General features: G+C 72.2%; 8 protein-coding genes. 2 read left to right on the plus strand and 6 right to left on the minus strand.

The features are described from left to right. Positions 1-399: 399 nt before the first annotated feature. The 4 genes from NE234_RS23720 to NE234_RS23735 all read right to left on the minus strand — a co-directional run bounded on the left by NE234_RS23720 (position 400) and on the right by NE234_RS23735 (position 7,956). Positions 400-3,084 (minus strand): FAD-dependent oxidoreductase, encoded by a 2,685-nt coding sequence (locus NE234_RS23720; protein WP_252782706.1) that lies wholly within the window; start codon positions 3,082-3,084, stop codon positions 400-402. Next, positions 3,081-4,238 carry an alpha/beta fold hydrolase gene (locus NE234_RS23725; RefSeq protein WP_252782707.1) on the minus strand — a complete coding sequence of 386 codons (1,158 nt, stop codon included), beginning with the start codon at positions 4,236-4,238 and terminating at the stop codon, positions 3,081-3,083. The genes NE234_RS23720 and NE234_RS23725 overlap by 4 nt, the downstream gene beginning before the upstream one ends. 91 nt (positions 4,239-4,329) lie before the next feature. Further along, positions 4,330-7,233: a helix-turn-helix transcriptional regulator gene (locus NE234_RS23730; RefSeq protein ID WP_252782708.1), complete on the minus strand. Its 2,904-nt coding sequence runs from the start codon at positions 7,231-7,233 to the stop codon at positions 4,330-4,332. Between the two features lie 183 nt (positions 7,234-7,416). Continuing rightward, on the minus strand, positions 7,417-7,956 hold the full coding sequence (locus NE234_RS23735; protein WP_252782709.1) for an ATP-binding protein: 540 nt from the start codon (positions 7,954-7,956) through the stop codon (positions 7,417-7,419). A 609-nt stretch (positions 7,957-8,565) separates the two neighbouring features. Here NE234_RS23735 and NE234_RS23740 point away from each other — a divergent pair. Continuing rightward, a complete protein-coding gene (locus NE234_RS23740; RefSeq protein WP_252782710.1) occupies positions 8,566-9,465 on the plus strand; it encodes a TNT domain-containing protein in 900 nt (299 codons plus the stop codon). 4 nt (positions 9,466-9,469) lie between these two features. Next, positions 9,470-9,880 (plus strand): hypothetical protein, encoded by a 411-nt coding sequence (locus tag NE234_RS23745; protein ID WP_252782711.1) that lies wholly within the window; start codon positions 9,470-9,472, stop codon positions 9,878-9,880. Here the strand turns inward: NE234_RS23745 and NE234_RS23750 are convergent. Both NE234_RS23750 and NE234_RS23755 read right to left on the minus strand, forming a co-directional pair. Then, positions 9,859-10,536 carry a response regulator gene (locus NE234_RS23750; protein WP_252782712.1) on the minus strand — a complete coding sequence of 226 codons (678 nt, stop codon included), beginning with the start codon at positions 10,534-10,536 and terminating at the stop codon, positions 9,859-9,861. The two genes, NE234_RS23745 and NE234_RS23750, sit on opposite strands and share 22 nt — an antisense overlap. Then, a complete protein-coding gene (locus tag NE234_RS23755; RefSeq protein ID WP_252782713.1) occupies positions 10,533-12,158 on the minus strand; it encodes a sensor histidine kinase in 1,626 nt (541 codons plus the stop codon). The genes NE234_RS23750 and NE234_RS23755 overlap by 4 nt, the downstream gene beginning before the upstream one ends. Between the last annotated feature and the right edge of the window lie 97 nt (positions 12,159-12,255).

The following is a 12,255-nucleotide window of genomic DNA, read 5'->3' on the forward strand; positions in this document are numbered from 1 at the left end:
CCATTTCCACCATCCGAACGGCCGCACCGGCGGCAACGTGTCACCAGTGAAGGCTCCGTCGAGCCGGGGATGCGGCGCGGGCGGCCCCGTCTCCGCTCGCGCCGCACCCGTCTCCATGCCGCCCGGCCCCCGTCCCCCGGCCACCGAGCCCTCGCCCCGGTCTCCGGCCGTCCGGGCCCCCGATCCGGCCACCGGACCCCGGACCCCGGACGCGGCTACCGGCCACCGGGCCCCCGACCTGGTCTCCGGCCACCGGACCTCTCACCCGGCCCGCCCGCCGGTCGGGCCGGGTGAGAGGACGGCGTCCTGTGGCCACGACACGGCGGCGGAATCATGGCGACACTCCCCGTCGCGGGATCCCGTCCGCCGCGTCGTGGGGTCCCTTCGCAGCGCCGGCCGCTAGGCCGGGCTCGGTTCGTTGCCCGCCGCGGCGGCTTCGGAGTCCGTGGCGGCCTGAGCCTCTACGTCGGCCTGGAGGCCTGCGGCGCCGGCCCCGGAGTCCGCGGCGATCTCCGGCACTGCCACGGCATCGAAACCTGCGGCGGCCTGAAGCCCGTCCGCGGCGCTCTTGAGGTCCGCGGCGGCGTGGAGGCCCGCGGCGGCCTGAGCCTCCACGGCGGCCTGGAGCCCGGCGACGACCTCGAGGTTCGCGGTGGCCTGAGACTGCGCGACGGCCTCGACGCCGGCGGCGGTCTGGACGTGGTCTCCGGTGTCCCGTGCGTGTCCGTTCAGCATCTTCGGGCGGTAGACGTCCCACAGCTCGCTCAGGAAGAAGTGGCCGAAGCGCTCCAGGGCGGCGAGGCCGTCGGGCCCCTCCGTGCGGAACGTGGTGAGCTGCCGGGCGAAGTCGTCCAGGCCCAGGCGGAGGATGCCGGCCCCCGCGATGGCGGCGCCGTCCTCCTCGTCTTCCATCACGTGTCCTTCGAAGACGCGGAAGAACAGTGTCGTGGTGTCCGGCCAGACGCGCGTCGCCGCGCGGTGGCGGATGTCCTTCCACCCGGAGAGGGTGCGGGGCCGGCCCGTGGAGTCGGTGAAGTGCAGGCGATACCGCATGAGCTTGCGGTCCGGCGCACTCCCCGGACAGAACAGGTTGAACCAGCCCCGCTGGATCTGACACCGGCCCCCGCAGACAGCGGCGTCGATCCATCCCTCGGCCCGTGCCGTGTGCTCGGGCTCCTCCAGGAAGCGGTTCACGTCGTCGACGGTGATGGTGAGCCGGAACCCGAGTCGGTCCCCGTGCTGCCGGCCCGCCTGCTCCCCCGCCCCGGGAGCGTGCTCACCCTCGGCGTAGAACCCCTTCATCTCCTCGGTGAACGACAGCGACGTGAGCTCCGCGGCACCCCTGCCGACCTGGGGAGCACTCGCCGTGCCGTTCACCGCCCCTCCGACCGGGCGCGTCCCGTGAGCGCGCCCGGCGTTCTCCAGCAACCGCGTGCACATCCGGTCGGACAGCGCCGCGATCGTCAGCGACGGGTTCGGCCCGACCGCGCCGGGCAGCGCCGCCCCGTCCGCGATGTACAGACCGGGGAACCCGTGCACCTCCCCGAACGGATCGCAGACCCCCTCGGCGGGGGTGCGTCCCATCGGCGCCCCGCCCCCCGGGTGCACCGTGATGATGCGCTTGCGGAACCACATCGGGTTGTCGGCGTAGGTCGCGCCGAGCACGGCCGCGATCCGCTTCATCGTGGAACGCAGCCGCATGAAGTACTCCTCGCTCGTCTTGGTCGTCCAGTCGGCGTCCAGCCGCCCGTCGCGCAGGCGCAGCACGCCGTCCGGGACGTCGCGGCCCATGCCGAGCAGCGGCAGCGAGCTGACCGACAGCGCCCCGTCGCCGATCAGCTGGGACAGCTCACCGGACAGGTTGGTGTCCGGCGCGTGAGAGATGAACGAGACGAACCGCTCGAATATCAGGCGGACCACCCGCGAGATCTCGTGCGCGACGTCGGCCTGCTCCACCATCCAGCCGACGAAGTTCGGATAGCCGCCGTCCTCGATGTACGCGCCGCGCCCCGCGCCCGGCACGCCGTCGACCTCGTCGGGGAGCCGGATCGCGCTGGTGATCGTCGGACCCCGGCTGGCGTCGAGCGGCCGGATCCGGTCCCGGTCGGTGGCCCGCAGCAGGAAGGTCAGCAGGTCGCCGTTGCCGGTGAACCGGGTGCCGAGCGCGTCGCTCAGGCCCGGGAACCGCTCCCGGTCGCGCAGCAGCAGGTACGTCGTGCCGTACGCGCCGGCGGCCAGCACCAGGCGATCGCACGAGATGGTCCCCGGCTCCGGACCGCGGTCCTTCGTAAGAGGGTCGTGGCGGACGTAGTCGACCTCGTAGCCGCCCTCCGGGCGCGGCCTGATCCCGCGCACCTCGTGCAGGGTGCGCAGGTCCGCGCCGTGATGCCGGGCGGCCGACAGATAGGTGTGGTCCAGGCTGTTCTTGGCCCCGTCGTTGCAGCCCAGGTAGCACTCGCCGCAGAGGCGGCAGGTGCGGCGTTCCACGCCGTGCAGGTTGCCGAACCGGGGCTCGGCGATGGGCAGCCCGAGCCCGGGCTCGGCCCCCGGCGTCGGTGCGAAGCTGACCGCCAGTGACGGCAGCTGCCAGTCGAGCCCGAGCTCGGCCGCCGCGTCCTGCATCGCGTGGGCCTTCGCGGTGTTCGCGAAGGCGGGGTGGTCCAGCGGGTAGGGCGTGCCCCCGAGCATGCCCTCGACCGCGTCGTAGTGCGGGTCCAGCTCCGCGCGGCTCACCGGCCAGGTCTCGCACCCGCCCCCGGGCAGCGCCTGGTCCTTGACGAACCACTCCTCGTCCTTGCGCAGCAGGACGTTGGCGTAGATCAGCGAACCGCCGCCCAGGCCGCTGGAGACGACGGAGTCGAACCCGCGGAACCCCCACACGTCGTACAGCCCGTACAGCCCCTCGCCCGGGTCCCAGAAGGCGCGGCTCATCTGCGCCGGGGTGCGGGCGAAGGTGCCGGGCGGGTAGTCCTGCCCCCGCTCGAGGAGCACCACCGACAGACCCGCCTCCGCCAGGCGGTAGGCGGCGACGGAGCCGCCGAAGCCGGAACCGACCACGACGACGTCGGCGTGTTCGCTGCTCATGAGACCTCCTTCGTCGGAGGGGCGACCAGGGGCGCTGCGTTCATCGGCTCACTCGCCCGCGAGGCCTGCCGCTTCAGGAAATCGAGGATCTTCGGGAAGACGTCGACGTGGGCGTTCTCGCCGATGAAGGGATCGATGTGGCCGTAGCCGGGGAGGGAGACGAACTCCTGCAGCCCGGGCCGGGCTCGTTCGAGCGCCTCGTGACAGGCGGCGTTCGCCCCGGGGAAGACGCGGTTGACGTCCCCCGACAGCAACAGGACCGGGGTGGTGACCTCGCCGGCCCGTGTCAGGTAGGCGTCGGGCAGGGCGGCGTGGCGTGGGTCGGCCGGGTCGTACTTGACGGCCTGACCGGCCGACACCATCTTGCGGATGTGCCGGAAGTAGTGGACTCCGGTCGGGCCGAGCAGGTCCGCGATTCGCCGATGGGTGACGGGCGAGAGGTTCTCGTGCTGGTACAGGGCCGGATGACCGCTGCCCCACATGAAGCTGATCATGTGGCAGTCGCGGACGTCGCACTCGCGGTGGAAGAGCGACACCAGGCGGGAGAGCATCCAGCCGCGGGTGAGCGGCGGTGCCTCGCCGAAGCGCGAGTCCAGGAACGACAGGCCGATGAGGTACTCCGACAGGCCCGGGCCGGCCGCGAGCTTGCACCGCGACCAGGTGGGCACGCGGGGGACCAGGGAGACGCTGTTGCTCACGAAGCTCGCGACTCCGTCCAGGGCGCCGCCGAAGAGGCTCATCGAGAACGACAGCGACCCGAGGCAGTGCGCGATCACGTGCACCCGCCGGTCGCCCACGTGCCGGCGCAGCTCGCGCAGGGCGGCCGGATGGTCCCAGTCCGCGATGTCGTCGAGCGTGTAGCGATGCGTCTCGGCGTCGTACGGCAGCCGTGAGCTCATGCGGAAGTCGAGCGCCCAGACGTCGGTGAACCCGTTGTCCAGCAGGACGCTCACCAGGTTCCGGTGCTCGGGCATGACGAACATGTCGATGGACGCCGTGAGCCCGTGCAGCAGGAGCACGACGTCGTCGCAGTCGCCGCGCCGGAAGCGCGTCAGGTTGAGACCGAGGCCGTCTTCCGTCGAGAACGGATGCACGGACACGTCGGCGTCGGTCACGCCCTCGAGGGTGTACCGCGCCGGGACACGTCGCTCCATGCCTCTCACCTCCTGCCTCCGGACACACAATGGCAGGCGCGAGGGTGCGCGCGGCATCGTGGTAAACCCTGATTCCGCCCTTACGGGGGGACTAAGGGTTCTGGTTCAGCGCGCTGACGATACCGACCCGGGACGACACTCCGAGCTTGGCGAAGATGTGCGACATGTGCGTCTCGACGGTCCGGATGCTGAGGAACAGGCGCTCGGCGATCTGCTGGTTCGTGCACCCTTCGGCGACGAGCGTCGCCACCTCGAACTCGCGCCGCGACAGTCCGTGCGGACCGCCCGCCCGGCCGGTCGCCCCCGGCACGCGGACGCCGACCCTGCGCTGCGCCTGCACGGCCTGCGCGTGGAGGGTGCGGGCGCCGCACGCGGCGAAGATCTCCGCGGCGGCGCCGAGCTCGGCACGGGCCTGGGTGCGTTCGCCGGCGGCCGTGTAGGCGATGCCGGCGCGGAGCCTCGCCCGTCCGGCGTGGATCCGCATGCCGCCGTTGTCGAGGATGGCGGCCGCGGCCTGGGCCTGCTCGGCGGCCACGTCCGGGGCGGACGCCGTCAGCGCGTGCGCGCGGGCCAGCATGGCGAAGCCGCCGTTCGTCTCCAGGCCGGGCCGGGCGAGCACGTCGGCGCGGTCCGCCCAGGCCATGGCGTCCTGCGTCCGTTCCCGCGTGGCGTCCACGTCGGCCAGCGTCTCGCAGCAGGCCATCAGCGTGCCGGGATCGAGCTGGGGGTCGTCGAAGTCGCCGCAGGCGGCGATGAGCTCCTCCGCGCCCTCGTCCAGGCGCCCGGCGTGGATGAGCGCCATCCCGCGGGCGTACCGGGCCACGGCGGCCCACCACTCCCGGCGGCCGAGGCTCAGGCCGACCAGGTCCTCGCCGAGGCGTACGGCGGACTCGTGGTCGCCGGACCAGGTGGCGGCCAGGCACTGCTGTGTCATCGCGAAGCCGAGCGACTCGTTCGAGCGCAGGAGGCGGGCCACCTCCGCGGCCTCCTCGATGGCGGCGGCCGCCTCCTGCAGCCGCCCGAGCATGGTCAGGGTCTGCGCCTGGCCCGCCGACATGTACGGGAGCAGCGAGCTCTGCCCGGTGTTGCGGGCCACCGTCAGGAAACGACCGAAGTGCTGCAGGGCGTCGGAGTACCGGCCCATCATCAGCTCCAGCCAGCCGAGCCAGATGTGGGTGTCGAGCCAGTCGGCGAGATGGTCGTCCGGCGCCACCGCCATGAGGTCGGCGGCCACCGTCGCGTAGCGCGCGGCGTCGTCGATCAGCCCTGCGGCGTACGCGGGCATCGGGCGTACGGCGGCGACCGCCAGCACCAGGCTGGGCTCCCAGCCGTCGGCGCTCTCCGGCATCAGGTCCAGTACGGCCTGGGCGGCGCGGAAGTCGCTGCGCCTCAGGCTCTCGGTGACCAGCCGTACGCGGAGCTCGACGGCGGCCGGCGCCTGGGTGTCGGGGATCCGCCGGAGCTCGTCGAGGAGGAGCGCGCGTGCCTCATGGGGCCGGTCGAGCTGGCGCTCCATGATGCCGCAGAGCCGGGCCGCGCGGGCACGGCGCGGGAAGTCGTCGGGCGGCAGCAGGCGGAGCAGCTCCCGCGCGGTGTCCTTACCCTCGGCGAGCCGGCCGCTGACCGCCTGCGCCCGCGCGAGCTCCAGCAGCAGCCCCAGTCTCATGTCCGGGTCGTCCGGGCCGAGCCGGAGCGCCTCCTCCAGCCAGTGCGCGGCGGTCGCGGGGGCCTGCGCGGCGACCGAGCGGGCCGCCTCGACGAGTGTCGCGATCGCCGCCTGATCGCCGACTCTCGCGGAACGCTCGACGTGCGGGGCGCGCACCCTCGCCGGGGCACGCAGGTCCGCCAGCCGGGCGGCGATCCGGGCGTGCACGGCGTGCCGCCAGCCCGCCGCCGCGGATTCGTAGGCCGCGTGCCGCACGAGGGGATGCCGGAATCGGAACCGGCCCGGCGCCGACGGCCGTACGACGTCGCGGGCGACCAGTTCGTTGATCGCCTGGAGGGCGAGCTCCTCGGAGGTCTCGGCCGTCACCGCGGCGAAGGCGGGTTCGAACTCGTCGCCGGCGACGGCCGCCGCCCGCGCGACGAGCAGGGCGGTCGCGGACAGACCGCTCAGCTCCATGCCCAGCGCCGCCCGCACGGCCGGGGGCAGCTCGCCGATTCCCGCGGGTTCGCCGGTGCCGTCGGGGGTCCCGGCGCCCGTCTCCATGCGGGCGAGCGCGTCGAGATAGAAGGGGTTCCCGCCGCTGGCCTCGTACAGCGCCCTGCGCCGGGCGTGGTTCACCTTCGGGCCGAGGAGCTCGCCGACCTCCGCCTCGCTGAGCGGATCGACAGGGATCCGCGTCGCGATCTCCATCAGCGCGGCCAGTCTGGGCGAGGACTGGGCCGGCCGGTAGGCCACCGCCACCAGCAGCCGCCCGGGCGGGGGGTGACGGGCCAGGTGGTCGAGCAGCTCGACCGTCGCCTCGTCCGCCCAGTGCACGTCGTCGAGGATCAGCACCAGACCTTCGGGCGCGGCCAGCTCCTCCAGCAGCCGCCGGACGGCGCGGTAGAGGTGGTACCTGCCGGTGGCGGACGCGAACGCGTCGGCGTCGCCGGTCGCGGTGACCGAGAGCGCGGGGAAGATCGTGGCCAGGAGCCCGGCCGCCGGTGCGCCGAGCCGCTCGGGCAGCTCCTTCGCGACCGTCTCCAGGCGGTCGTCCAGCGCGTCGAGCACGGCGCCGAACGGCATCTCCTCGAACTCGGTGGCCCGCCCGGACAGAACGGGCAGCCGGCGCCGGGCGGCCTCGGCGGCCAGCTCCTCGAGCAGCCGTGTCTTTCCCGCACCGGGATCTCCGGCCAGGCCCACGAAGCTGAACGTGCCGTCGGCCGCGTCGTCGAGGAGCGTGGTGAAGCCGTCGAGGACGTCGCGGCGCCCGACCAGGGGTGGGTCGATCTCTCCTGTCATGCCCGCGGTCGACGATGCACCGGTCGAGGCGCCGACACGACGATCCATACCGTGTCCTTGGAGGTGGCGGTGATTCGGCCCTGCTGCGACCCAAGGGGCCGCCACCGGCAGTTTACCGAGGTCGGCCTTTTCGCGTCCTCGCCGGCGTTTCGCACTTCACCTGGTCAACCGCATGTCAGGAAATCGGTAATCAGATTGTTACTCCAATAGGCACGTCGGCGGAAGAAAGCTTCACGCCTGCGGGACGGTGAGGGCGGCCCACACCGCCTTGCCGGCCCTGGGCAGGGGCGTCCAGCCCCACGTGCAGCTGAGGGCCTCGATGACGTGCAGCCCGCGGCCGTTCTCGGCGATGTCGCACGGGTCGCGGACGAGGGGCTCCTGGCGGCTGGCGTCCGCGACGACGCACACGACGAGCGAGCCGTGCCGGACGAGGGTCAGCCTGATCGGCCGGTCGTCGGTGGTCGTGAAACCCGCGGGCAGGCCGTAGCGCAGGGCGTTGGTGACCAGTTCGGAGACGATGACCGTCGCGTCGTCCGCCAGGTCGGCCAGCCCCCAGGCCCGCAGCGTGGCGATGGTGAACTCGCGCGCCATTCCGGGCGCGGCGCCGTTGGCCCGCAGGGGGCACATCGCGTCCTGTGAGTGGCCGAACACCGGACCGTAGGCCGCGAGCCGGGGCAGCACGTAAGCACTGTCGCGCACGCTCGCCGGTGAGGGGGGCTCCTCGGCGAGTTCGTGCCGGGCAGAGGTACAGCTCGTGCGATAGGGGGGCATCTGGCGGCCTCCAGACGACTCGGGCGGGCCGAGTAGGGCTTGATCGGCTATCTTCCCCCGGAGCGCGAGCGGATGCAAGAACTGATGCACAATCAGATGCACGTGCAAATGCGCGTCCCAATCGCACCGTCAGTGCGCTCCCGGCCCACGGCCCGACAGGCCGGACCGGCTGCGGTACGGCCGGAGACGCACGACGGCCACGACGACGCTGCGCCACCCCGGCGACGGCGCGTCCGCAGGCGACCCGGGCTCGCGTCGCCGTCCTCAGATCCCGTAAGAGTGATTCGCGTGACCGTCCTCCTCCCTGCGCGGGCGTCCTTATTCGGACGCGTCCATGGATCGCGCGGCGAACACTGATCGCCGGAATTCGGGGGAATTCGCCGCGAGCCTTTGCCGGTCGATTGCCGCGTGCGGTGATCTTCCATTTGAGGGGCCGGGTAATCACTCATCGGCGAACGACCGCGGACGCGGTCCGGCGGGAATAACCCTCATTCCTGGCATCTGCCGTTTGCAGTGCCGTACGCCGTGAAGAGGCCGTGTCCGGGCCAATGGTCGACTCGCCGAGGTCATTCCCCGGAACAGGGGACCGGTGACGTAATAGGAGAGTCGATGCAGTTCTCGCGACAACCGGCATGGGGCTTCCGCAGGGGGGCGACCGCGGCGGCGACGTTCGGTCTCACGGTCATGCTGGCCGTGAGCGCGGCGCCCGCCGGCGCGGACACCGCGCGTCCCGAAGCGGTGTCACCGAGCGTGCCCTGCGCCTCCGCCGACCCGCTGCACTCGCCCATGGGCACCCTGGCGAACCAGGACGACTGCCCGTCCTCGCCGGTCGCCTCCGTGAGCGGCGGATCGGACGGCGTACCGCCTGTCAGAGCGACGTTCGAATCCGACGACGAAGGGGAGGGGAGCGGCCAGTCGCAACGGATACGCCGCCGCCCGGCGTCTCCCGCCCCGGCCCGCGGGTTCCTATGCGGCCCGCCCTTCGTGAAGGGCAACCCTCTCCTCGGCCCGGTCTTTCTCCCGAGGAAAGGACTCATCGGCTCACTCCTCTTCAACTACATTCGCTACGGGGGGCTGACGCCGGAGCAGTTCCTTGCCAAATATCGGTCCGCCACCGGCTGGATATTCCCGCCGGACGACGGATTCGCCCGGAACAGCCTGGGTCAGCTCCTGCGTTTCCGGGTGACGCTCTTCCCCAAGCAGTACATCGACCGATTCGGTAACGAGTTCGGCCGCTTCCTCGGCGCCGGCGGGACCTGGTTCATCGAGCGCTCGCTTCCGCCGGACAGCCTGAACACCCCGGCGGACGACCCGGCGCACATCTGCAATTACCACCTCTACCGGGTCCTCAAGTCCTTCGACGTGGACGGCGGACCGGCCGCGCCCTGGTTCGAGCAGCCGGGCGGTGGCCTGCAGTACGCCATCAATCCCGCCTACCTGCCCGCCGGGGCGACCGCACCCTTCATCCCGTGGCTGGTGGACAACGGGTACCTGCAGCGGGTCGTCTGACGGCGTGAACCGACGGGAACTCGCGGCGACACTGTCCCGCGCCGGTCTCCGGGAGTACCAGATCCAGGGCGTGCACGAGCCCGACTGGCTCCCGGAGGCCTTCCCCTATCTTCGCGGGGAGGCGGGCCGATGGATCGTCGGGATCTGCGAGCGCGGCACGTACACGCCGATCCGTGACTTCCGCGAGGAGGACACGGCCTGCCGCTTCTTCCAGTCGCTCATGCGGCACGCGACGCCGCCTCCGCCGCCGGCCGGGATCTTCGATGAGGAGGCGCCCGGCCTGCTGAAGAGAATGGAGCGGTGGGGGCGCGTGGCGTGGTCCGAATACCGGCGGGCACGGCGCCGATCAGGCGGCGGCGGTTCCGGCCGCGGCGGATCCGGCCCGCCCGGACCTCATCCGGGTGACCAGCGATAGTGCAGTTCGGGCCGGCCGACCTGGCCGTACCGCGGGGTCCGGGCCGCCCGCCCGCCGTCGACGAGGTACTCCAGATAGCGGCGGGCGGTGATGCGTGACAACCCCGTGGCGGCCGCGACCGCGCCGGCCGTCAGCCCTTCCTCCGCGGTCCGCAGGGCGGCCGTCACGGTCTCCAGCGTCGAGGCGCTCATCCCCTTGGGCAGCGCGGGCCGGTCCGCACTCCGAAGGGTGGCGATCGCCCGATCGACCTCCTGCTGGTCGGCCGCATTGCCGGACCCGGCGACCGTCGCGTGGAAGTGCGCGTAGCGTTCCAGTTTGGCGCGGAGCGTGGCGAAGGTGAACGGCTTGAGGAGGTACTGCACGACGCCGATCGAGACCGCCGCGCGTACGGTGGTCAGGTCACGGGCCGAGGTCACGGCGATCACGTCCGCCAGGTTCCCGGCGGCGCGGAGGCGTCGGCAGAGCTGCAGCCCGTGGCAGTCCGGCAGGTAGAAGTCCAGAAGCAGGAGGTCGACAGACCGGCGGTCCAGCGCCCGGAACGCCTCCGCGCCCGAGTGGACGACGCCCACGACCTCGAAGCCGGGCACCCGCTCGACGTACATCCGATGCGCGTCCGCGGCCACCGGATCGTCCTCGACCACCAGGACGCTGATCACGCCATCGCCTTCCGCGTCAACGGCAGTGTCACGGTGAACACCGCGCCGACCTCCCGGCCCACCTCGATCCTTCCGCCGTGGCGGCCGGTCACCTGGGCGACCAGGGCCAGGCCCAGTCCGCGTCGGGCGGGGCGTGCCCCGTCCTTCGTCGACCAGCCGCGCTCGAAGATCTCCTCCGCCGCCCCCACTTCGACACCGCCGCCCGTGTCGGCGACGCGGAGCAGCAGCCGGTCGCCCGAGACACGGGCGGTGACGAAGACGCGGGGAGCGTCACCACCCGCCTCCATGGCGGCGTCGACGGCGTTGTCGATCAGGTTGCCCAGGATCGTCACCAGGTCCCGGGAGCCGAGCGTTTCGGGGATCGCGGTGTCGTCGATCTCGGTGTCCGGCGTGACGACCAGTTCGACCCCGCGCTCGTTCGCCTGCGCGGCCTTGCCGAGCAGCAGTGCCGCCAGCACCGGCTCCGCGACCGCCCCCACGACCCGGTCCGTGAGGCGCTGGGTCAGCTCCAGTTCGGCCGTGGCGAACCGGATCGCCTCCTCGGGCCGGCCGAGCTCGATGAGCGAGACGACCGTGTGCAGGCGGTTGGCCGCCTCATGGGTCTGGGATCGCAGCGACTCGGCGAATCCGCGCACCGAGTCCAGTTCGCCGCTGAGCGCCTGCAGTTCGGTGTGGTCCCGCAGGGTCACCACGCTGCCGAGGTCGCGCGTGCCCGAGGTGACGGCCGACTTGTTGACCACGACGACGTGCTCCCGGGTCACGTGGATCTCGTCCACGCACGGGCCGCCGGAGGAGAGGGAGGCCCGCAGGCTCTCCGGCAGGGGCAGCTCGTCGACCGCGCGTTCCTCCACGTCCTCCGGCAGGCGGAGCAGTTCCCGGGCGGCGCCGTTGGCGAGGGCGATCCTGGCGTGCGGATCGAGCAGGAGCAGCCCCTCCCGTACGGTGTGCAAGATCGCGTTGTGGTACTCGTACATGCGGCTCAGCTGCGCCGCGTCCATCCCGTGGGTGTGCCGCCGCAACCGCGCGTTGACGAAGTACGTTCCGGCCCCGCCCACCCCGAGCGCGAGCAGCGCGAGCAGGACCAGCGCCAGCAGCTGGTCGCGGACCTGACGGTCGAGGATCCGCACCGTGATTCCCGTGCTGACCAGCGCAGCGACCCGATGCGCCCGGTCGAACACGGGGGCGACGCTCCGCACCGACGGCCCGAGCGTCCCGGTGAACGTCTCGGTGAAGGCGCGGCCGGCCAGCGCCGGCTCGGTGTGGCCGAGGAACGGCCGGCCGATCATCTGGGGGTTGGGATGGGTGTACCGGATGCCGGCCGGGCTCATGATCGTCACGAAGGCCACGCCGGTGTCCCGGCGTATCCGCTCGGCGTACGGTTGCAGGACCCGCGACGGATCCGGGTTCTCGACGGCGGCGACGACGGCGGGCGAGTCCGCGACACTCGCCGCGACGGCCGTCACCTGCCTTCGCGCCGCCTCCTCCGTGCTCTCGGCGGCGTACAGATAAGCGAGCACCGCGCCGCCCGCGACGACCGCGGCGACGACGATGATCTGCATGACGAAGAGCCGGCCGGCCAGGCTCCGATGTCGCCGACCGGCAGGCCGGGAGACCCATCGCATGCACGCAAGTGTGCACTGTGGGTTTCGATGGTGTGAACGGCGACTTCCATGAACGAAATGAACGAAACAGTGACGTGGGCCACGGACCTGCGCATAG

Origin of the sequence: Actinoallomurus rhizosphaericola (assembly GCF_024055675.1) — a bacterium.
Lineage (GTDB): Bacteria > Actinomycetota > Actinomycetes > Streptosporangiales > Streptosporangiaceae > Actinoallomurus > Actinoallomurus soli.

Coding starts and splice junctions, on each gene's coding strand:
- NE234_RS23755 (WP_252782713.1), bottom strand. CDS start 12,158: ATGCGATGGGTCTCCCGGCCTGCCGGTCGGCGACATCGGAGCCTGGCC.
- NE234_RS23735 (WP_252782709.1), bottom strand. CDS start 7,956: ATGCCCCCCTATCGCACGAGCTGTACCTCTGCCCGGCACGAACTCGCC.
- NE234_RS23740 (WP_252782710.1), top strand. CDS start 8,566: ATGCAGTTCTCGCGACAACCGGCATGGGGCTTCCGCAGGGGGGCGACC.
- NE234_RS23720 (WP_252782706.1), bottom strand. CDS start 3,084: ATGAGCAGCGAACACGCCGACGTCGTCGTGGTCGGTTCCGGCTTCGGC.
- NE234_RS23730 (WP_252782708.1), bottom strand. CDS start 7,233: ATGGATCGTCGTGTCGGCGCCTCGACCGGTGCATCGTCGACCGCGGGC.
- NE234_RS23725 (WP_252782707.1), bottom strand. CDS start 4,238: ATGGAGCGACGTGTCCCGGCGCGGTACACCCTCGAGGGCGTGACCGAC.